The organism is Halosimplex rarum, assembly GCF_047715405.1.
In the GTDB taxonomy this organism is placed as follows: domain Archaea; phylum Halobacteriota; class Halobacteria; order Halobacteriales; family Haloarculaceae; genus Halosimplex; species Halosimplex rarum.
The window spans coordinates 1,467,354-1,489,146 of the sequence record NZ_CP180412.1; the positions used below are offsets into that span (position 1 = coordinate 1,467,354).

Sequence of the window (21,793 nt, forward strand, 5' to 3'; positions counted from 1 at the left end):
GACCGGTCGTCTCTCCGCCGCGCCGGCGAGCGGAGCGACGCCGCCGGAGCGGCGCGGTCACCGAAAGGACCTTACTGTGAGACCGTAACACTGGGATATGGATCGCCGCGCGTTTCTCGCGACAGCAGCGGCAGTCACTGCCGGGTGCGGCCAGACGGACAGCGCGACCGACTCCCCGTCCGGAGACGACGGGCCGGCGACCGAGACGCAGTCGAACGGCGGCGCGTCGACGGACACGCCGACGCGAACGGAGACAGCGACGGCGGCCCCCGCGTCCGTCGCGGTGACCGACGTGTCCGCCCCCTCGACCATCGAGATCGGGACCGCGGGCGCGCTCTCGGTGACGCTGGAGAACACCGGCGGGCAGTCGGGGTCGTTCGCCTCGACGGTCGAAGCGAAGGTCGGCACCGGCGAGTGGACGACGACTGATGCGAGCGTCGAGACGAGCGTGGGAGCCGACGAGACGGTGACAGAGACGGTCGATCTGCCGCCGAACCACTACGTCGAACCGGGGTCGTACCGCCTCGCGAACACCGAGCCCGTCGCCCGGACGCGATTCGTCGCCCGAGAGCTCTCACTCGGCGACAGACACCTCCTCCCCAACGGCATCGCGTTGTCGTTCCACGACGTCGAGTTCGGGGAGACCTACACCTACGAAGGCAGCGACGGCGAGGCGACCGCCGACCCCGTCGACGGCGACAAGTGGGCCGTCGGCACGGTCCGTGCCGAGAATCAGAGCGACGAGTCGGCGAGAGCGCCGCTCGTCTCCGACATCGGGTTCTTCCGGGGAGAAGAGGAGTACTCCTTCCAGCACATCTCAGACAACCGCGACCGGTACCGCGGCGGCGAGCTCGAACCCGGCGCGGTCAGCGAGGGCGACCTGCCCGCGAGCGTCCCCGTTTCCGCCGAGCGGGCGGACCTCCGGGTCGAGTACAGCGAACGGCTCGACGCCGGCCAGGTCACCGTTTACTGGACGCTCGGCGAGTGAGGGCGCTGTCGGTGCGAGCGACATGTTCCACAGTCGATTGACCGATCACGAGCAGTTTTCTTCGAGCGACGACTACCATCGGCTCACGCGTCTACCGAAGCGTGGGAACGATGCGTGAAGACACGGCGTGAGGACGACACGTGAGAAAACGCGAGAATCGCGGCGACGGCCTCGTCGTCAGTCGTCCGACGGGGCGGGCTGACCGCTGGCGGAGAAGTCGTCCTCGGCGTCCTCGTCGACGATGGACTCGCTCTGCCAGTACTCGTGGTCGTCGACCATCCGGAAGCAGGCCCCACGGTGGGACTGGCTCCCCGTCTCGGCCGCGTACGATCCGGGCGTCTGCTCGGCGCACACCTCGCGTGCCTCGGGACAGCGGGTGTGGTACCGGCAGCCGCTCGGCGGGTTCGTCGGGTCCGGGATGTCGATCTCCCGGATCGGTGACTCCTCGGCGCGCTCCTCTTCGGGGTCGAGCTCCGGCGTCGCCCAGCGCAGCGCCTGCGTGTAGGGGTGCTGGGGGTTGTTGATGACCTGCTCCGGCGGCCCGATCTCGACCAGTTCGCCGAGGTAGAGAACGCCGATGCGCCCCCCGGTCCGCTCGGCGATGTACCGGGCGTTCGCGAGGTCGTGGGAGATGAACAGGTACGAGGTGTCGAACATGTTCTGCAGCTCGATGAGGAGGTCCATCATCTCCACGCGCAGGCTCACGTCGAGCGCGCTGACCGGCTCGTCCGCGAGGATGACCTCGGGGTTCATCAGCATCGCGCGGATGAGCGCGACGCGCTGCTGTTCCCCGCCGGAGAGCTGGTGTGGGTACCGCTCGTAGTAGTCCTCGGGGGGCGTCATCCCGACGTGTTCGAGCATGCTCATGACGCGCTGGCGACGGTCGTTACCGTCGAGGTCCTTGTGCCAGCGCTTGAGCGGCGCCTCCAGGATCTTGCTGTTGCGCCGATGGGGATTGAGCGCGCTGCCGGGGTCCTGGTGGACGATCTGGAGCGACCGTCGGATCTCGCTCCACGAGACCGAGCCGTCGCCGCCGCCGTCGCGGACGTCCCAGATGTCGTTGCCGCGGTACTCGACGCTCCCGCCGGTCGGCCGCTGCAGGCCGACCGCGGTCTTGCCGAGGGTCGTCTTCCCACAGCCGGACTCGCCGACCAGGACGACGACGTCGTTCTCGTAGATGTCGAGGTCGATACCGTCGACGGCCTTGACCGCAGGCGGGTCGTCGAAGAAGTCGAGGAAGCCGGCCTCCTTCTCGAAGTGGACCTCCACGTCGTTCATCGAGAGCACGGGCTGCTCGCCATCGCGGTCCGGGACGGGCTTGGTCGAGCGCATCTCGGAGCCGTCGTCGGTGAGTTCCGGCGTGTCCGCGTCTTCGGTCATCGGGATCTCCTCGGCGGAGTGCTCCCAGTGGTGACAGTGGACGAACCGCCCCTCGCCCGCGTCGTACGGGCCGGGGTCGACGTCGACGCACTGCTCGTCGGCCAGCGGACAGCGCGGGTGGAACGAACAGCCCTCGGGGACGTTCACCGGGTCCGGCGCCGAGCCCTCGACCGGCCGCATGTTCTCGATCGGCGATTCGAGGTTCGGCGTCGACTTCAGCAGCATCCGCGTGTAGGGGTGCGCGGCGTCTTCGAGGATCTCGTCGGTCGGTCCGAGTTCGACGAACTCGAAGGCGTAGAGCACGCCGACGCGGTCCGCGATGTCGGCGACCAGCGGCAGGTCGTGCGTGATGAAGACGATCGTCAGGTCGTAGCGCTCCTTGAGGTTCTCCAGCAGGGAGATGATGGAGCGCTGCATCAGCAGGTCGAGCGCGGCCGTCGGCTCGTCCATCACCAGCACTTCGGGTTCGAGCACCAGCGACAGCGCGATGAGCGCGCGCTGTTTCATCCCGCCGGAGAGTTCGTGCGGGTAGGAGTCGAGCACGCGGTCGGCGTCGAGGTACAGGTCGCTGAGTATCTGGCGCGCCCGTTCCATGCCGTCGCGGACGTCGTAATCGTGGGCCTCCAGCGTCTCGACGAAGTGCGTCTCGATGTCACGGACGGGGTTGAACGAGCTCATCGCCCCCTGGAACACCATCGAGACCTCCTCCCAGCGGTACTGCTTCCGCTCTTGCTTGCTCAGTTCGAGGACGTCGAGCGACTCGCCGTCGCCGGGGTTGTACGTGATGTTCCCGTCGAGGTAGCCCGGATCGACGACGGCGTCGAGCAGGGCCGAGGCGAACATCGACTTGCCCGAGCCCGACTCGCCGACGACGCCGAGCACCTCGTTGCGCTCGATGTCCATGTCGACGTTGTCGAGGACGCGGGACTCGCCCCGCTCCATGTCGAACGAGACCGTCGTGTCCCGCATCTGCAGGATCGGGTCGCTGTGCGTCACCGTCCGTTCGTAGTCCGTCTCAGATACTGTCATTTCAGACACCTCCGACCATGCTCTCGCCGCTCATGTCGTCGTCTTCGCCCTCCGGGCCAGCGTCGCCCGAGCGCTTCTCGTGGCGGGCGCGGACCCGCGGGTTGAACACGCGGTCCAGGGACTGTCCGAGGAGGATGAGCCCCACGGAGAAGACGATGATCGCGACCATCGGCACCAGGAACCAGTGGAGCGCGCCCGGTCGGTAGTGCGCGCCGAAGCTGTACGCCTGGTTGAGCGTGATCCCCCAGTTGAGCTTCTCGAACGGCAGGATGCCCAGGTAGTACAGCGCGACCGCCGAGAAGATGACTCGGCGGGCCGCGTTGGTCAGGTTGATCACGACGAACGGCATCAGGTGCGGGACGATCTCCTTGAAGATGATGTCCCGGTTGGGGATGCCCATCGCTCGCGAGGCCTCGACGAACGACTCCCCGCGCAGCGTGAGCATCTGCGAGCGGATGGCGCGGGCGAGCCCGCCCCACGCGGCGATGCTCAGCAGGAGTCCGACGACGAACGGGTTGTTCCCGATGGGGAGCAACAGCGCCAGCACCATCACCGTCGGCAGGCCCGGCAGGTTGATGAAGATGTCCGTGATCGAACTCAGGACCGTGTCGACCCAGCCGCCCTTGTAGCCGGCGATGGCGCCGACGAGCGTCCCGACCCCGACGGTCGCGAGCGCGCCCGCGAAGACCATCTTCAGGATCTCGGTCGTCGAGTAGACCACCTGCGAGAGGAGGTCCCGACCCATCCGGTCGGTCCCGAGCGGGTAGTCCCAGTTCTGGAACGGCTTCGCCAGCGCGCCGGCCTCGCCGACCTCGACCGGCTGGACGAGGTGCGGGCCCACGATACCCATGAAGAGGTAGAAGAAGACCACGGTGAAGCCGATCCGGGCGCGCCAGTCCGTCCAGATGATGAGAAACGGCGCGCGGACGTAGGAGTCGTAGAGCTTCCGGACCCTGTCGAGTCGCGTCTCCTCGACCGAGGAGACGACCTCGAAGGGGGAGTCGACGCCGACGTTGCCGCCGTCGGTCCGCGCGACCGGGTCGTCGGTCGCCCCGTCGGCGTCCGGAATGGCTTCCAGGGCGTCGGCGTGGTCGCGTCGGTCCGATCCGTCGGTCGAGTCACTCATGTGTCGATCCCTCCGCCGTCGTCTCTGATCGCTCGGTGGATTCCATGTCTCTGTGATTCGCTCGTCCGTGACGGGGTCCAGTCGTCGTCGCGGCCCCACGCCGCAGTTCGGGGGACGGACGCGCGCCCGTCCGGTGGGTATCAGTACGATTCACTTTCCTGCCCTCGGGCTCGCGGGTCCAGATAGCCGTACGTCAGGTCGGCGATCAGCAGCGCGATGACGACCGCGAGCGTGATCACCACGAACCCGCCCATCATCAGTGGGTAGTCGCGCTGATAGGTCGCCGACAGCATGTACCACCCGATGCCGCGGTACTGGAACACCTGCTCCAGAACGATCGACCCGCCGAACATCTCACCGATACTGATGAGCAGCGTCGTGTACATCGGGAGGATCGCGTTCCGCGCGACGTACTGCGTCGAGATGGTCACGTCGGAGAGCCCGCGGAGTCGGGCGACTCGCAAGTAGTCCTCGCCGAGGACGCGGATCGCGTTCCCGCGCATCCCCAGCGACGCCACCCCCGAAGCGACGATCATCGACATGATGGGCAGCGCCGCGTGTCGTATCACCCCTGAGATGAACGGCCACGTCAGCCCCGGTTCGACGCCGGTCGGCTGCTTGCCGCCCGTCGGGAAGATGCCCCACCGGTAGGACATGAAGATGAGTAACATGATCGCCAGCACGTAGAACGGGATCGACCCCATCAAGATCGCCCACGATGTCAGTCCCACGTCCAGTTTCCCGCCCTCCCAGTATGCCATCAGGGCGCCGACGGAGATACCGATGAAGAAGCTGATGAACGTCGCCCAACTCAACACGAACAGCGTCCAGGGGAGCGCCTGTGCGATGATGTCGACGACCGATTCCTGGTAGTACACCGACTGGCCCAGGTTCCCCTGGACCATGTTTACCATGTAGTCGACGTACGCCGCCGGTATCGGTTTCGTCGGGTCGATGCTCAGCCGGAGCTCGACCAGCTGTCGTGCCCGCACCGGGTCCATCCCACGCCGTTCGAGCTGCTGGATCATCGCCCCCATCGGATTGCCCGGCATCATCCGGACGATCACGAACGAGAGCGTGATAACGGCCCACGAAGTGAACGCTGTCTGCCCTAACCTGCGCAGACGCCAGTCTATGTTTACCATGATCCTACTACTTGAAGGGTAGTGACTCCGAACCCCTTGAATGTATCCCTCCACCGCCCGCGCGCGCACCCGTAATCGGTCGCCCCCCTGTCACGACCGCGGTCCAGAATCACTTCCAACACGACCGCCGTCTCGGGATTCTCGGTACAGCCGCGGACTCAGAACGGTTCCCATTCCGTGCGGATGACGATGGCGCTAGCGACGAACGACAGGACCGTCGGGACGAGCGTGAGCTGTGCGACGACGTACGGGGCGGTTCCCGGTTCCAGGTAGTAGAAACAGAACGCCAGCAACAGCAGAAAGAGGATGTCGACCCCGAGTATCACCTTCGCCGCGGACTTGAGCAGTCCCATATCCCCCGACTGACGCCGCGGAGATATAAGCGTTCGCTCGGCCCATCGACGTCCGTCGAGAGCGCAGCGGCTCCGCGACGGTGCGGGACGGCGGAAAAAGCGGAGAGAATCGGGGCCGTCGACGGCGGGTCGACCAGTCAGTTACCGGTGTAGCTGATGCCGTCGCCGACTTTCGTCGCGATGAACAGCGCGTCGTCGATACCCTCGGTGATCTCCGAGGGGGCGTTGAGCGACCAGTTCGCCGTGTTGAACGCGCCCGCGTCGGGCTCGTACATGTTCTCGTGCTCCGGGACGTGCTGGTTCCACCACCACATCAGCTCCTTGTGGTACTGGGATTCGCCCGTCGTCTGCCAGCTCTGGATGTGGTCTGCGACGTTGATCTCCTTCGTCCCGCTGGAACCCTCGGGGTCGCCGATAGGCATCGGGATCTCGGCGTCGAGCGAGAACTGCGCGAGGCTGGAGAGCCAGTCGACGACGAGGCCCGGCGCCCACATCGCGGTGATGCCGTTCGCCGAGGAGCCGTCGGGGATCATCTCGTACTCGCCGTTCTGACGGCGCTCGTCGAAGGTCGCCGAGTCGACGGAGTTCTGGGTCACGCTGACGCCGAACGCCTCGAGGTTCTTCTGGAGCACCTGGAAGTCCGTGCGCTCGGTGGCGTTGAGGAACTCCAGTTCCCACTGCTCGCCGTCCGGCGTGAGCCAGTTGCCGTTGCTGTCTTGCTCGAAGTCGGCCTTGCGCAGGTACTCGGCGGCGCGCTCGGTGTCGTTCTGGCCGTACATCTCGAAGTCCTTGACCCACTCGGTGGCCTCGTGCTCACCGAGTTCCAGGATGCGGCCGGGGACGCGGCACGGCGCCCACTCGAAGCGGCGCTTGACGCCCTGCAGGAGCGGATCGACCGACTGGCGGTCGAACACGTGGCAGATGGCCTTGCGGACGTTCCGGTCGTTGACCGGCGTGTCGTAGTCGTTGTTGGCGCCGCAGTTGAACGTGAACAGGCTGTTAGCCGACCGCGCCTCGCGGTACAGCGAGTGCGTGTCGGGCAGCTGGGATTCCAGGTCGTTCTGAACCGGGAAACCGCCAGCGGTCGCGTCGACCTGGTCGTTCGAGTACGGCTGGATCGGCTGGTTCGTGTTCGGGAAGTTCCGCATCGCGAACTCCCGGAAGTTGATGTTCTCCGCGTTCGGGTGGTCCTCGTACAGCTCGCAGACGATGATGTTGTCGCCGACGTTCGCGATCTGGAACGGCCCGTGGCCGATGGGGTCGTCGGTGATCGCGGGGTAGTTGGCCGTCGTGATCTCTTCGATGACGGCCGTCTTGTCGTCGCCCGAGGAGTTGCGGAGGCGCTCGTGCCAGTCGCTCCACTGATCGTCGTCGTGTTTCGTGAAGACCCCGCGTGCGAGGTTGCCGTGGAAGTCGGCGATGGTGTTCTGCATCGCGAACTTCGGCGCGTACGGCGTGTGGAGGTTGACGCGGACGAGCTGGTCGTCGACCGCCTCGATGCTCTCCATCGCGACGTGCGCGTTCTCGCCTTCCTCGGCCTGCGCCTCGAGGATCGCCAGTTCGATCTGCTGCTCCATCACGTAGTCCTGGGCGACGAACTGGTCCCCGTTGTGCCACGTGTAGTCGTCGCGGAACGTGGCCTCGAGGGTCGTGTCGTCCGTCATCTCCCAGTCCTCGATCATCACGGGGATGATCTCGTCCGCCGAGGGGCTGTAGGCCGCCGGGCGGTCCATGATCGCCGCACCGGGCCACCAGCAGCCAGTCTGCGCCGGGTTCCACGGATTCAGGTGGCGCTCGGGCGGGGCCGCGTCGGCGTGGTCGAACAGGCGGAACCGGGCGTCGTTGACGCCGGACATCCCGTCGCCGCCGTCGCCGGAGGTCCCGTCGCCTCCGTCGCCACCGTCGCCGCCATCTCCGCCGTCGCCTCCGTCGCCACCGTCGCCTCCGTCGCCTGGTGTCGGGGTTCCGTCGTTCCCCGAGCAACCGGCGAGCAGGATGACGCTTCCGGCGGCACCGGCCCTGATAAAGTCACGTCTCGTACTCCCGTCTGATCGCCAGTTGTCAAAGTCTGGCATAACCCGACTTTGCACATGACACTATATATACTTAACTATCTTTGAAGTGACTAGTTTCCGGAACCAACGCTGGGTCGGGCGGATTCGGCCCGTGATCGCCCGGGCGGTCGCGTCGCGCTCCGGCATCTTTAACGGCGGGAAACGCATGGAGACGGGTATGACTGAGGAGCGCGGATCAGGCAGCGACAGTGACGGAGCCCCGAAACCGGCGATTTCGCGACGACGACTCATCGCCCTCGCGAGCCTGGGCGCGGCGGGTGCCACAGCGGGCTGTAACGCCCTCGACGGCGGGGACACGCCGACCCCCGAGCCCGACGCCACCGACGAACCGACGGACTCGCCCGCGCCGACGCCGACCCCCGAACCCACGGAGACTGCGACGGGGACGCCGACGGAGACGCCGACGGAAACGGCGACAACCGTCGCGCCGGGCTTCGACGCCGGCCTCCTGAGCGAGTCACCGAGTTCGCACGTCGCGCCCACGGACGGGTTCGCCGACGCGACGTGGCTCTCGGGCGCGATGCCCGACGTGGTGAAAGTCACGAACCTCGACGCGTCGGGCGAGGGGTCGCTCCGGTGGGCGCTCGACCGCTCCGGTGCGCGGATCGTCGTCTTCGAGGTCGGCGGCGTGATCGACCTCGGGGGAGACACGCTGACCGTCTCCCGCCCGAACGTCTTCGTCGCGGGTCAGACCGCGCCCTCGCCCGGCATCACGATAATTCGAGGCGGCCTCCACGTGAACGCGGACAACGTGATCCTCCAGCACCTGCGCGTCCGCCCGGGGGACGAACTCTCGGGCCCGATCGACGCCATCGGCAACGACGGCGGGTCTAACGTCGTCATCGACCACTGCACGGCGACCTGGGGGACCGACGAGACCCTCTCGACGAACTCCCCGGACGCCCCGGACGTGACGATCAGCAACAACCTCATCGCCGAGTGTCTCGTCGACTCGATCCACCCGAAAGGCGACCACTCCATGGGGACGCTCGTGATGAACAACAGCGACAACGTCACTATCGCTGGGAACCTCTGGGCGCACAACGTCGGCCGTCACCCGCGACTGAAAGGCGGGACCAGTTCCGCGGTCGTGAACAACGTGATGTACAACTTCGACCGCGGGACGAACCTGGGCGGCGGCGTGCCCGACGAGACGACAGCGTCCATCGTGGGGAACTACTACCGCGCCGGGTCGATCACCGACGAGTCGGAACCGGTCGTCGGCGCGACCTTCACCGACGCGGACGGCCCCGTGCGGGCGTACGTCGCGTACAACGAGACCGACCCCTCCATGCCCGTCGTCGACCAGGGAGCGCCCATCGAGTCGCTCTCCGAGCGCCCGGTCTGGCCCGACGGACTCACGACGCGGCGGGGGAGCGACGCCTACGAGAGCGTACTCGCGGGCGTCGGCGCGCGGCCCGCCGATCGAACCGACCACGACCGACGCATCGTCGCCGACGTACGGGACCGGTCGGGCTCGCCGATCGACAGCCAGGACGACGTCGGCGGCTACCCCGAACTGGAGCCGACGACCCGTGAACTGTCCGTCCCCGACGAGGGGGTCGCCGAGTGGATCCGCGAGTTCACCGTCTCCGTCGAGTCGGTCTGAACCGCAGTCCCTGACAGCGCGGTCCGGACGTCCTTTCTCGTTTCTTTTCGTGAAACCCCGTGCCCCGAGAGCGGACGCGATTTCGAACGATTGGACGGCAGAATCATCAGATCGTCCGAACAGTCGAATCACCGGGCCGTCCGAACGCCTCGCGTCGCGGCGCGCAGTACCCACTGGTCGTCGGGAGCGCGTCGAAAGAATGGAGTCGCGGAGGTTCAGTCGCGGCGGCGGCCGAGCAGCGCGGCGGCCAGCAGCGCGACGAGTGCGGCGGCGAGACCGAAGCCGGGGCCGTCACCGGCCGTCGTCTCCGGCGGTTCGTCGGTCGGCGTCGCGGTGCCGCCGTCGTCCGGCGCGTCGGTCGGCGTCGCGGTCGCCGTCGCGGTCGGCGTGGGCGACGGCGTCGCGGTCGGGGTCGCCGTCGCGGTCGACTCGGCCGTGTACGCGAGGCTACCGGAGACCGGCTCGCCGGCGTCGGTCTGGTAGGCGCCGTCCTCGGCCGGGAAGTCGAACTCCTCGTTGAAGTTCGTGTCCTGGTGGACGAGAACGTACAGCGTCGTGTCCTCCTCGACCGGCTCCGAGAGCTCGACTTCCAGGCCCTCGTGGCTACCGGCTTCGAGGTAGTCGGTCTCTCCGATGGTCGGCCCCTGCGGGCTGCCGGTGTGGACGGAGACGAACCCGCCGTCGCTCAGCTCGACGCTGTCGACGGTGACCGTCTCGCCCGACCCGGACTGGTCGCTGACCGAGACGCTCCCGGTCGGCTGCGCCCGGATCTCGCCGTCGATCTGCTGGACGACGAGCGGCGTCTCGTAGGCGTCCGGGAGGTCCGCGACGACCGACGCGTAGGCGGTGACGTCCGTGCCCACGGGCAGGTCGCTCGTGTCGAAGTTCGCGGAGATCGTCCCCCACGGGGCCGTCGACGGGCCGTCACAGCAGATCTGCGGGCCCAGGCCGCTCAGGCCCAGTTCGCCGGTACTCTCGTCCATGATGACGGTTCCGTTGTCGGCGGTGGCGACGAGCCTGACGCTCATCGCCGTGCCGCGGGCCAGCGTCGAGTTGAACTGGACCTGGGCCTCCTCGGACTGCTGGAGGCGGAGTTCGTCGCCGGGCGTGACCGCGACGGCCTTGCCCTCGACGATGCGGAACGTCGTCGTCTCCGTCTTCTCGCCCTGTTCGGTGTCGATAGTCAGCGTCGCCTCGAACTCGTCACCGACGTCGGGCTGGGTCGGCTCGCCGTCCTCGTAGAAGGTCATCTCGTTGAGCTTGAACGAGAAGAACAGCCCCGTCTGCTCGCTGGAGTTGTAGATGCGCGGGTCCGAGGAGCTGTTGTCGGGCACCACGTAGACGCCCGAGGAGTTCTCGGAGAGGTCCAGGCTGAGCGGTGTGCCGTCCTCCGCGTTGGTCTGCGTGACGTTCAGCGAGAGCGGCGAGTTCTGGAACTTCTCGACAGAGTCGCGGCCCGGCGAGAGGTCGATCGCCTCGAAGATCTCGGTGCTCGTCTCGTAGTGGAGCCACATCTCGTCGTAGTACGACTCGTTGACGTTCGTGTTGTAGGCGATCGTCGAGTCGCCGGAGGCGTGGCCGTCGCCGATCTGGGTGCCGATCCCTTCCGGCGTGTCGTGGTCCGGGTTCGTGTACGCGATGGTCATCGTCTTCGAATCCCGGATGGTGGCGTTCTCGATCGTGTAGTCCGGCTGGAGCACGTCGCGGACCGTCCCCGAGCCGTTCGCGATCTCGATGCGGTACTCGTCTTCGAGCAGGACGTCCTGGTCACGGAAGTCGCTCGATAGCGTCTCGTTGGTGTACCCCGGCGCGTAGAGGTGCACGTCGAACGACTCGTCGGCCATCCCGCTGAAGTCGAACTTGCCGGTCAGGAAGCCGTAGGGGATCGTCCCCTTGTCGTCCTCGTCGAGGTTGAGGTTGCCCTCGGTCTCGATGGTCGCCGTCTGGTTCTCCCGCGTCTCGTTGTCGGGGACGAGAACCATCTTGGCGCGCGACCCCGTCATGAGGGTCGTGTTCGCCGTGATCTCCTGGTTGAAGGAGTTCGCCGGCGCGTAGCTGTCGTTCATCGTGGCGCCGCCGTCGACCATCTCGAAGGAGACCGTCTCGGTCTGGCCCTCGACGTCGAACGTGGCCTCGTACTCCTCGCCCGTCTCGAAGCTCGCGTTCTCACCGTCGGCGCTCAGCGTCGCGCGGTTGGGGTCGACCCAGACGTACAGCCCGGTGTCGGGCTCGTCGCCCCGCGTGATGTCACCCTCGACCTCTTCGGTGTCGGCGAAGACCATCACCGGTGGGATGTCGGCCTCGGTCGGCTGGCTGAGTTCCGGCTCGGCGTAGTCCTCCTGGTTCGCAGCGATGTCGAGGGACTTCTCGCCGTCGACCTGTTCGACCGTCAGGTCCCAGCTCTCGTTCTCGATGAACGCCTGCGTGACCAGGCCCTTGTCGCCGCCCTCGGCGGGCGGGTTCAGGGCTTCGAGCCCGTCGGTCTCGACGTGGAGCGCGAGCATGTCCCACTTGCCGTTGGGGTTTCGCGCGGTCGAGTTGTCGACGATGAGCTCGCGGTCGCCCTCGGCGTTCGTGAACATCTCGATGCCTTCCGACTCGTTGCCGTCGTACTCGTTCGGCGGGACCGGGTACGGGCCGTTGGCCTCACCCGGGTCGCGGAACCAGGAGATCGTCAGCGCCTTCGCACTCCCGTTGTCGAGCGTCGCCAGGGCCGCTTCGCTGTCGACGGTCGACTGTTCGACGTCGTCTGTACCCGTCTGTGCCCCCGCGACGGCGACTGTCCCCGCCATGACGGAGAGGATCATCACTGTCGCGAAGAAGACGGCTCCGATCGCGTTCGATCGTTCTTTCATTGTTGAACCACTGGAATATACGTCCCAATCGTTGACTTAGCACCTTATATATGTTTGTGATCTTTCGGCACGATCTCGTCAGTCGCTGACCGGAAGACGACGGATAGACGGGACGTACGTTCGTCCCGGCCGGCTCACTCGAAGACGCCGTCGAGGAACGGAAACTCCTCGACGAGCGAGAGCCGCTCGTTCCGCCGGCCCGACTCGTAGGCGGCCATGGTCACGACCACGGCCTTGAGGCCGTCCAGCGCGGTGGCGGGCGGCTCCTCGCCCGTCTCGACCGCGTCGAGGAACGCCTGGCCCTTGCTCAGCCGCCGGTCGTAGCCGTTGTACGGGTCGTGTTCGGTGCCGTCGGCGTCGATCGTCATGCCGGTCCGGTCGTCCCACTCGCGGCCCTCCAGGTAGACCGCGCCCTCTTCGTCCCAGATGTGGACGTGCTCGCGCGTCCGGGCGACCACGCCGGTGTCGGAGACGTTCGCCATCGCGCCCTCCGCGAACTCGATGATCGTCGAGGACTGCTTGTCGAAGATCTGGTCCTCGTCGTGGAAGTCGACGTAGGCGTTGACGTGCGTCGGCGTCAGGCCTGTGGTCCAGAGGATGGCGTCGACGACGTGGGTACCGACGTTGAGGAGGTGGCCACCGCCGGAGAGGTCGGGGTCCATCCGCCAGTCCTCCATGTTCTCGTAGTACGACTGCCAGTCGTGGGTGATCTCGCCGGTGATGAAGCGGGGTTCGCGGTCGCCGAGCGCCCAGCGCTCGCGCGCCAGGTCGTAGGCCGGGTTGAAGTGGCGCTGGTAGCCGACCATGAACGTGCGCTCGCTCGCTTCCGCCCGTTCCCAGAGGTCGTGTGCGTCTTCGACGCTGGTCGCGAGGGGCTTCTCACAGAGCACGTGGAGGCCGCGTTCGAGCGCCGCGGACGCCTGTCGGTAGTGCAGGCCGTTCGGCGTCGCGATGCCCACGGCGTCGAGCGGTTCCTCGTCCAGCATCGTTTCGTAGTCGAGGTACTGGGAGGACGCCGGAACGGACAGTTCTTCTCCCGCGTCGGCTAGACTCTCTTCGCTCACGTCCGCGAGCGCGACAAGTTCGGAACCAGGAAGTTCCTCGAACTGGCGCGCGAGCCGGATCCCGAGGCTCCCGACGCCGGCGATACCGACGGTTACCGCATCGGATCGGTCGTCCATAACGAGTTCCTGTTGACGGAATCCGCCATTAACTGTTTCCCTCGGTATCGGTCGAGCGGTCGACTCGCAGTGGGCCGCTCGCCTCGGCCCTCCCCGATAGGATCCAGAACGAGCGTTCCTCGTTCGGGAACGGCAATGTTTGAATTTCCCGCACCTTTGCGCCGTAATAAACGATTTTCAGGAGTATATGCCGACCTACGACCTATTTTCGCTATGAGGGAACGGGATGTATCCGTCCAACCGGCAGTTTTTCCCTTCCGACGACGCGATCCGCTCTGTTCACCGATAGCTACGTACTCCGGACTGCGGCCCCTTTGGACCATTCAATTACACTATTACTACTGTAATACTCCGACAGGTCCGTCGAGAACGCGTCGTTGGCCCGTCTCGCGGCGTGACTGTTCAGTCACGACCACTCGGCGATTCGTCGCACAGCTGTCGCCTCCTCGCGGCCCTTCGACCGGGCGACCGAGACAGACGTCGTTCTTCGCAAGGGAACGTCGAGACCGACGGCGTGGACGAGCAGATTCCGTCGTTCTGTCGTGATAATCGTCCGTAGCGGGCCAGGAACGATCGCAGATCGGGAACGACCGAGACGCAAGCGAGTTCCAGTGTTCCCCACAGGAGAACCATCTGTGATATGAGTGTCACAGACGCTCAATGGCCGTTATCGGCTGTCTGCGGACTCGCTAGCGGCCGAGCGCACGTTCGGTGACTCACCCGGAGCGGCCCGTCCGCGTCGAGACGGCGCTCTCCCGTCCAAAAAGATTAATATCGTCCATTATAACCGGTACAGACAGACGACAATGAATCCCGATAGACGGACATTTATCCGAACGATAGGAGCCGGCTCCATCGCCGGCCTCGCGGGCTGTTCCGCGTTGTCGGGCGGCGACGACACGGACACCCCGGCGGACGAGACGGAACCGACAGACAGCGAAGAGACGCCGACGGCCACAGACACGCCGGAGTCGACGGCCGAGGAGACCGACACGGAGACCGACGCGGGCCCCGGCGACACGGAGGGCCCGACGATAATCACGATCGAGGCGGCCGGCGCGGACATCTGGGACACGACCGACCTCGGCCACTTCTACTTCGCGGAAGTCAGCGGCGACTTCGACGCGCGGGTCGAGATCACGTCGCTCGCGAACACGAACCCCCACGCGAAGGCGGGGCTGATGGCCCGTGCCGCCCTCGAACCGACGGCGCGGAACGTCATGGTCCGCAGGCGCCCGGGCTTCGGAATCTCTCCCCAGTGGCGCCCGGAAGACGGCGCGTCCACGACCAGTACGACCTCGGAGGCGGGCGCCCCGCTCAGCCGGGTCGAAGGCGGCACGATGGAGAACGCGACCTGGCAGCGCCTGGAGCGCGTCGGCGATACGATCCGCGCTTACGGCTCGGAGAACGGCGAGGACTGGACGCTGATGGTCGAGCTCACCACCGACCAGATCGAGCTCCCGGACACGGTGTTCCTGGGCCTCGCGGCGACCAGCCACGACAACGCCAACGCGACGACGGCGAAGTTCCGGAACCTCTCCGGCGTCGAACCGACCGAGAACCAGGACCTCGGGAGACCGATCATCTCCGGGAACGTCTCGGTCGCGCAGGCCGCCGTCGTCTCCGACCTCGGCGCCGACACCTCGCCGGAGGCCGCGACGCTGCAGGGGACGCTCTCGAGCATGGGCGGCTCGGACAGCGTCGACGTGCGCTACGAGTACCGAGAGGCGACGACCGACGAGTGGAACCAGACCGACGCGACGACGCTCTCCGAGCCGGGCTCGGTCGAGATCGACGTCTCCGGGCTGACGCCCCGCCGGTACTACGAGTTCCGCGCGATCGCCGACACCGGCGACAACGAGTTCAGCACGGTCGCAAAGCTGTTCTCGACCCCCAGCGGCTCCGATGGCAGTTCCGAGGAGGGCCCGGCCAGCAGTTCGAACGTCGACCCGTCCGACGGGTTCGCCGACATGGCGCCGTGGGTCGACGACGACACGCCGCTCGTCGTCGTTGACGAACCCACCCGCGAGTCGCTGGCGGCCGCGACGAGCATCCCCGGCCCACGCATCGTTGTCTTCGAGACGAGCGGGACGATCGATCTCGGCGCCGAGGACCTCAACGTCCGTAACGACAAGTGCTGGATCGCCGGCCAGACGGCACCGTCGCCCGGGGTCACGCTGATCCGTGGCGGCCTCTGGGTCTACGGGAACGACTGCGTCGTCCAGCACCTCCGCGTCCGCCCCGGTACCGCCGGACAGGAAGAGGGGTGGCAGCCCGACGCCATCGAGGTGGCCGACGATACCAGCGGGAACGTCGTCGACCACTGTACGGGCACGTGGGGCGTCGACGAGAACATCAACGTCGGCTACGACACGAACAACTCGACGATGACGAACTGTCTCGTCGCCGAACCGCTCAACGACGCCACCCACGTCAAGGGCGAGCACGGCTACAACTCGATCATCGGCGACCGAGCGAAGAACGTCACCCTCTCGGGCAACGTCTGGGCGCTCGGGACCGACCGCAACCCCCGCCTCAAGCAGGGCACCGAGACCGTCGTCGTCAACAACTTCGTCCACCACTACAGCGACGGCATGTGGGCCGACCCGGAGACCCAGCACAGCATCGTCGGGAACGTCTTCGAGGACCCCCATACCGACCAGCCCAACGTCTTCGGCGAGGGCAGCGTCTACGCCGAGGACAACGTCCAGCGCGACGACGCCGACGTGCCGATGATCGGCGACGGCATCAGCCAGCTGGATTCGCGTCCGCTCTGGCCGGAGGCGCTCGAAGCCGTTCCCTCCTCCGAGGTTCGGTCGCACAACCTCGAACACGCCGGTGCGCGACCGACCGACCGCACCGAGACCGACCAGCGGATCGTCGAGGCCGTCCGCAACGGCGAGGGCGGCGTCATCGACAATCAGGAAGACGTCGGCGGCTACCCCGAACTCGCCGAGAACACGCAGTCCCTGGACGTGCCGACGACCGGTCTGAAAGCCTGGCTCCGCGAGCAGGCCGCGGCCGTCGAACCGTAAACTCAGTCCGCATCGCCGTCGGTTCTCCGGTTCATTTCTCTCTGTCCCTCTTTTCCCGACGCACAGCCGCTGCTCACCGTCGAGCGTATCGAAAAGACGGGTGCCGGCGATTCAGATCCAGTCGCCGTCGGGTGCCTCGACGCTGTCGCTCAGGTCACCGTGGTTGCCTGCGAACGACAGGCGCCCGGGGTCGTCGCCGCGGACGCGCAGGAAGGTTCCCTCGCCAGTCCAGTCACAACCGCTGACGAGCGTCTCCTCGACGTCGCGGAGTTCGACGACCGGCGTCTCCTGGTCGCTTTCGACCTGCAGGCCGTCGATCGAGACGCGTCCGGTCTCCTCGAAGGCGAGCGCCGGCGACTCGGCGGTCCGGATCCGAACGTTCGAGAACGAGACGTCGTCGATGGACTTGCAGAACAGGCCGTGGCGCTGGTCGAACCCGTCGGCCATCGCCGGCGAGAGGTCCGTCGAATCCAGCGGGCGAGTCGCGTCGATCTCGACGTTCGAGAACGAGATGTTTTCGAAGCGCTGTTCGGGGAGTCCGGCGAAGAAGCCGGCCGTCTCGACGTTCCGGGCGGTGATGTTCGAGTAGGCGACGTTGCGGACCATCGGCGTCGACTCGTCGACGGGGATCGGGTCGCTGTCGATGTCCATGAAGTAGTAGCCGTTGATGGTGAACGGACAGGCGACCCGCCGCATAACGATGTTGTCGAAGCGGAGGTCCTCGACGACGCCGCCGCGACCCCGCTGCGTCTTGATTCGGACCCCGCGGTCTGTGTCGGTGAACGTGCAGTTGCTGACGGTCACGTCGCGGACGTCGCCGGACATCTCCGAGCCGATGACCACACCGCCGTGGCCCGCCTCGACCGTGCAGTTCGTCACGGTGATCTGGGAGGCCGGGCGGCCGATCCGTCGCCCCTCCTCGTCCTTCCCGGACTTGATGCAGATGGCGTCGTCGCCGGCGTTGAGGTAGCAGTCGCTGATGCGGACGTACCGCGAGGAGTCGATGTCCATCCCGTCGCCGTTCGGGGCGTCGTGCGGGTTCTCGACGTTCACGTCGTGGAACGTCACGTTGTCCGAGAAGACGACGTGGGTGTTCCAGAACGGCGAGTTCTTCAGCGTGATCCCCGAGACCGAGACGTTCTCGGACTCGTCGATCTGGAACAGCGGCGGTCGGAGCGTGAAACTGCTCACGTCGTCGGCCTTGTCGTTTGCCGCGCGGAACTCCTCCAGTCGCTCGAGGAGGCTGTCGGGTAGGTCCGCGTCGTCCTCGCCGTAGAACTGCCACCAGTAGTCGCCCTGGCCGTCGATCGTGCCGCGGCCCGTGACCTCGACGTTCTCGGCGTCTTCGACGAGCAGACACGGGTGAAAGCCCGTCTGGTTCCAGCCTTCCCAGCGGCTCTCCTTCGCCGGGAACGCCTCGTGGTCCCGGGCGAATTTGAGCGTCGCGCCAGCCTGCAGCTCCAGCGAGGTCTGGCTGCCGACCGTGAGCGGCGCGGTCAGGTACTCTCCCGGGGGAATTACGACCGTCCCGCCAGTCCCGGCGCACTCGTCGAGAGCCGACTGGAGCGCCTCCGTGTCGCGTTGCTCGCCTGTGCCGGACGCACCGAAGTCTCTCACGTCGCGTCTGGCGTCGCTGTCTGACATAAATCGTCTATCACCGACGCCCTCGATAAAGCTTCCCCTCCCACGCGACGGCCGTCGACCGAACGCGACCGACCGGAAGGGCCGCCCCTCGAATCAGTTCCCCGGCAAATCGTCGAAACAGCTCGCTGTGAAATCATACTAGATATGAGAGAAATTCGAACCCATATTATTTCACACAATTGTCGGCTCGCCGTCCGAGAATCCACCGACCGGAACGACCGCCTCCGAGTCGAGTACTAAAATTTCTACGTAAGTCGACTCAAACCAGATATTTCGCTCGTCTCCTGCGGACAGAGAACGCTCCGGCGGACGCACCCTTTCGGTCCCGTGCGACGACCTTTCGACTCCAATCGGAAATCCGCTATTGCTCGATACGGTCGATGAGAAGCGCTATCGACGCCGCATATCCAGATCCCCGATCGGTAATCACCTCGATCGCGCTCAGTTATCGGAGGTTGGATCGGCCAGATACGTAATTCCTCTGTCTATACGGTTTAAATTTCATAATCCGGTCTACGTTCGGATTGAGTAACGGCGGATCACTGTGCGCTACTCGTCGGGGGAGCGCAGTCGCTCGCGACTGCCGCGTCGGAAAAATATCAGTCGATGTGGCCTTCGTCGCGCAGCTGGTCCGCGTCCTGCTCGGAGTAGCGCCACTCGATGTTGGCCTTCTCGTCCTGCCAGTCCCACGGTTCGACGAGGACGACGTCGCCCTCGCTGATCCACGTGCGGTACTTCATGCGGCCGGGGATCCGGCCCATGCGGTCGACCCCGTCCTCGCACTGGACGCGGACGTGGTTACCGCCGTTGTGCTGTGTTACTACCGCGAACAGTTCGTCGTCCGAGGGCATCCGGAGGTTCCGACGCCCGCTGTTGTCGCTCTCGCTCACAGGTATGGTAGGGGCTCCCCACGTTTAAATCACCTGAGTATCGCGCTACCACGTGACACGACGGTGGCAGGCGGCCGATCCATCGACTCGCCGACCATCCGCGTCGCGCCGGCTCAGACGTGCCGGGCGAGCGCCGGGAGCTTCCCGAGGTCGCTGCGGTCGAACGGATACAGGTCCAGGTAGTCCCGCGCGGTCAGCTCGTAGGCCTGCAGGCGCTCGACCTGCGCGTCGCTGAGGCGGCCGGCGCTTGTGACGAACCGGCGCTGTTGGCCCGGCGTGAAGTCGTAGAGTAGCTCGCAGACGATCCGCTGGATGCGCCACTGGACGCCCTTCTCTCCGTTCCACCGCTCCTCGTAGTCGCGGAGTCGCTCGCGGGAGGTGTCGCCGCTGTCGAGCGCCGCGAGCGCGGCGTCGGCCGCCATCTCGGCGGACTCCATCCCCGACCTGATCCCCTCGCCGAACAGCGGGTTGATGCTCGACACCGCGTCGCCGACGGCGACGAGTCCGTCCATCGCGCGCTGGTTGACGGAGTTGTTCGAGACGGCCTCGCCCGCGTGGACGGCGCGCACCTCCTCGGCCTCCCACCGGGGGTCCGCGGCCACCCACGACTCGACGTAGTCGTCGATGGTCCCGTCGTCGGGGCGACTGTGGCGGTCGTACCAGTCCTCGATCCAGCAGACGCCCGCCTTGAACGCGTCGTCGCCGGCGGGAAACGTCCACGCGTAGCCGCCGGGCGCGACCTCGTGGTCGAACCGGAAGAGCATCGAATCGAGGTCGTAACGGCCGCGGATCTCGTACTCCTTGCCGATGCCGCGCTGGGCGGAGTCGGGGTCGAACATCCCGAGTTGCTTCGCGAGGACCGCCCGGGGTCCGGTCGCGTCGACGACCAGATCCGCGTCGATCCGGTGTTTCTCGCCGTCGGTCCAGTACTGAACGCCGACGACACTGCCGGCCTCGACGACCGGGTCGGAGACCCGCGCACCGGTCCGGATCTCCGCCCCGTGGGCAGCGGCGTCCTCGCCCAGAAATTCGAGAAACGCGGGGAAGTCCAGAACGTGCCCCGGGATCGGGAGAGTCGAACTCGCGCCGGGCGCTTCGAAGATTACGTCTTCGTTCTCACCCATCACCACCTCGTCGGGGACGTCGTAGCGCTCGATCACCTGGTCGAAGGTCCCGCCGGTCGACTTGTCGTTGTCAGAGAGGTCGTCGTTGGCTTCGAGCACGGTGACCGCGTACTCGGAGCGGCTCGCGATCTCCCGGGCGAACTGGAGGCCAGCCGGCCCGCCACCGGCGACGACGGCGTCTACGTCTGCCGACATACACCCGCGAGTACCGACGAGTGCGACAAATCCGTTGCGATGTCAGAGAAGCGTCGGTCAGTACTCGTCGAGGGGCTGCTGGCGGATCTTCGAGCGGAGCTCCGCGAGCGAGGGGTCGTCTTCGCGGGCGAACGTGGCGAAGATGGTAGTGACCTCCGAGCGCGACACCTTGACGTTGCCCTCCTCGATGACGTCCTCGGGGCGTTCTTCGAGTTCGCGGATGGTCCCGACCGCGAGCAGGAAGGGGATCGCCCACGCCGAGAGGGTATTCCCGCGGATCTCGGGCATGGCTTCGAGCCACGTCTGGGCGCCGTCGAGGTACCCCTCGGCGCGGTCGACGACACGCTGGATGACCGGCACGAACGCCTCGCTGTTCTCCTCGTCGGGGATGTCCGCGGTGTCGAGCTCCTCGGCGTCGAGCAGCTCCTGGGGGATGTAGACGTTGTTCTCCTCCTCGAAGTCGGTGGCAACGTCCTTGGAGACGTTGACGAGCTGGAGAAGCATCGCGAACGAGCGGGCGTTGTTCTGGAGGGTGTCTCTGACGGAGTCGTCGACGTTGCGCGAGAGCAAGCCGGTGACGAGCGTCCCGACGGTCCCGGCGGCGTACCAGCAGTACTCCTCGAGTTCGCCGAACGTCTGGAGGCGCAGGCCGCCCTGCTCGGCGTAGCGCTCGACGAACATCGCCATGCCGCTGACGAGTTCGCGCACGGGCGGGCGGATCGCCGCCTGCGAGTCCTCGTCGAGCCCCTCGAACGTCCGGAACACCCGCTCGCACTCGGCGACGACCTCCCAGTCGTCGTTCGGGTCCTCCGGGATCCACTCGTCGATGGCACTCCGGAACGCCGCGATCGTCTCGTCGTCGTCGGGGTCCAGCACCCGATTGTACTGATCGAGGAGGGCGCGCTGCTCTGCGGGTGGGATATGCCCCGCGTCCTCGATGGTGTCGGCGATTCGACACAGGAGGTACCCGACACAGATGTCGCGCGACATGGGCTCGTCCAGCTCCGCAACCGTCAGGGCGAACGTGCGTGAGACGGCCTCGACGGCCTCGTAGCAGTAGTCGAGGTCGTCCTCAAACACCTGTTCGGTCTGGTTTCGTGACATTCCCGATATTCCCTCTTAACCCTTCCACAAGTAAAAAGTTCGCCTACTGGCCCCGCCCTT

General features: G+C 66.3%; 14 protein-coding genes. 3 read left to right on the forward strand and 11 right to left on the reverse strand.

Annotated elements, in window-relative coordinates; genetic code table 11:
* Window positions 1–97: 97 nt before the first annotated feature.
* Window positions 98–988, forward strand: coding sequence for a hypothetical protein (locus tag ACMGFH_RS07070; RefSeq protein WP_415382201.1), 891 nt, complete (start codon window positions 98–100; stop codon window positions 986–988).
* A 177-nt stretch (window positions 989–1,165) separates the two neighbouring features.
* Here the strand turns inward: ACMGFH_RS07070 and ACMGFH_RS07075 are convergent, their stop codons facing one another.
* From ACMGFH_RS07075 to ACMGFH_RS07095, 5 genes are all read right to left on the reverse strand, one after another.
* Window positions 1,166–3,397, reverse strand: a complete 2,232-nt coding sequence (locus ACMGFH_RS07075; RefSeq protein ID WP_415382202.1) for an ABC transporter ATP-binding protein — start codon at window positions 3,395–3,397, stop codon at window positions 1,166–1,168.
* A gap of 1 nt (window position 3,398) precedes the next feature.
* Window positions 3,399–4,523 (reverse strand): ABC transporter permease, encoded by a 1,125-nt coding sequence (locus ACMGFH_RS07080; RefSeq protein WP_415382203.1) that lies wholly within the window; start codon window positions 4,521–4,523, stop codon window positions 3,399–3,401.
* 140 nt (window positions 4,524–4,663) lie between these two features.
* Window positions 4,664–5,668 carry an ABC transporter permease gene (locus ACMGFH_RS07085; protein ID WP_415382205.1) on the reverse strand — a complete coding sequence of 335 codons (1,005 nt, stop codon included), beginning with the start codon at window positions 5,666–5,668 and terminating at the stop codon, window positions 4,664–4,666.
* Between the two features lie 158 nt (window positions 5,669–5,826).
* Window positions 5,827–6,021 (reverse strand): hypothetical protein, encoded by a 195-nt coding sequence (locus ACMGFH_RS07090; RefSeq protein ID WP_415382206.1) that lies wholly within the window; start codon window positions 6,019–6,021, stop codon window positions 5,827–5,829.
* 137 nt (window positions 6,022–6,158) lie between these two features.
* Window positions 6,159–8,096 carry an ABC transporter substrate-binding protein gene (locus ACMGFH_RS07095; protein WP_415382207.1) on the reverse strand — a complete coding sequence of 646 codons (1,938 nt, stop codon included), beginning with the start codon at window positions 8,094–8,096 and terminating at the stop codon, window positions 6,159–6,161.
* Between the two features lie 157 nt (window positions 8,097–8,253).
* Here ACMGFH_RS07095 and ACMGFH_RS07100 point away from each other — a divergent pair, with 157 nt between their 5' ends.
* Window positions 8,254–9,705, forward strand: coding sequence for a pectate lyase family protein (locus ACMGFH_RS07100; protein ID WP_415382208.1), 1,452 nt, complete (start codon window positions 8,254–8,256; stop codon window positions 9,703–9,705).
* 215 nt (window positions 9,706–9,920) lie between these two features.
* On the opposite strand, the gene ACMGFH_RS07105 is transcribed toward ACMGFH_RS07100, so the two are convergent.
* Window positions 9,921–12,560, reverse strand: a complete 2,640-nt coding sequence (locus ACMGFH_RS07105) for a PGF-CTERM sorting domain-containing protein (RefSeq protein ID WP_415382209.1) — start codon at window positions 12,558–12,560, stop codon at window positions 9,921–9,923.
* Between the two features lie 134 nt (window positions 12,561–12,694).
* The gene (locus ACMGFH_RS07110) at window positions 12,695–13,741 is read right to left on the reverse strand and encodes a Gfo/Idh/MocA family protein (RefSeq protein ID WP_415382210.1); all 1,047 of its coding nucleotides are present in this window, start codon (window positions 13,739–13,741) and stop codon (window positions 12,695–12,697) included.
* Between the two features lie 806 nt (window positions 13,742–14,547).
* Here ACMGFH_RS07110 and ACMGFH_RS07115 point away from each other — a divergent pair.
* Window positions 14,548–16,776 carry a pectate lyase gene (locus ACMGFH_RS07115; protein ID WP_415382211.1) on the forward strand — a complete coding sequence of 743 codons (2,229 nt, stop codon included), beginning with the start codon at window positions 14,548–14,550 and terminating at the stop codon, window positions 16,774–16,776.
* A 111-nt stretch (window positions 16,777–16,887) separates the two neighbouring features.
* Here ACMGFH_RS07115 and ACMGFH_RS07120 read toward each other — a convergent pair whose 3' ends face one another.
* From ACMGFH_RS07120 to ACMGFH_RS07135, 4 genes are all read right to left on the reverse strand, one after another.
* Window positions 16,888–18,420, reverse strand: coding sequence for a glycoside hydrolase family 28 protein (locus ACMGFH_RS07120; RefSeq protein ID WP_415382212.1), 1,533 nt, complete (start codon window positions 18,418–18,420; stop codon window positions 16,888–16,890).
* Window positions 18,421–19,019: 599 nt separating this feature from the next.
* Complete coding sequence (locus ACMGFH_RS07125) at window positions 19,020–19,310, reverse strand: translation initiation factor eIF-1A (protein WP_135362923.1); 291 nt, start codon at window positions 19,308–19,310, stop codon at window positions 19,020–19,022.
* A 113-nt stretch (window positions 19,311–19,423) separates the two neighbouring features.
* Complete coding sequence (locus ACMGFH_RS07130; RefSeq protein WP_415382213.1) at window positions 19,424–20,629, reverse strand: NAD(P)/FAD-dependent oxidoreductase; 1,206 nt, start codon at window positions 20,627–20,629, stop codon at window positions 19,424–19,426.
* A 57-nt stretch (window positions 20,630–20,686) separates the two neighbouring features.
* Entirely contained in the window at window positions 20,687–21,733 is a 1,047-nt protein-coding gene (locus ACMGFH_RS07135) for a phytoene/squalene synthase family protein (RefSeq protein ID WP_415382214.1), read from the reverse strand.
* Between the last annotated feature and the right edge of the window lie 60 nt (window positions 21,734–21,793).